We start from the raw sequence: 329 nt of genomic DNA, 5'->3' as shown, positions 1-329 counted from the left end.
ACGAAAAAATTGTTGTGGGAAGAGTACCGCAAGGAGCATTCGGACGGATACGGATACAGTCAGTTTTGTGAACGCTTGAAACGGGAAATTGGACGCCGGGACCTGACCCTTCGCATGGACCATACACCCGGACAAGTCATGCAGGTAGATTTTGCAGGCAAGCCCATGCACTGGGTGGATGCCCACAGTGGGGAGCTTTATTCCTGTCCGGTGTTAGTTGCCACGATGCCGCATACACAGCATAGTTTTGCAATCGCATTGTCCAGTCAAAAAGTGGCGGATTTTGTGTACGGTTTGAATCAGGCCTTGCTGTTTTTTGGTCGCTTGCC

Annotated in this window: 1 pseudogene; it reads left to right on the top strand. The window is 50.8% G+C overall.

The window, feature by feature from the left end:
* A pseudogene (locus LVD47_RS24430) lies at positions 1–329 on the top strand (IS21 family transposase); the annotation flags it as partial.

The sequence above is a fragment of the Membranihabitans maritimus genome (assembly GCF_021729145.1).
Classification (GTDB): Bacteria; Bacteroidota; Bacteroidia; order Chitinophagales; family Saprospiraceae; genus Membranihabitans; species Membranihabitans maritimus.
Note: the sequence above shows the minus strand (reverse complement) of the source record. Positions and strands in the feature narration are given on the sequence as shown.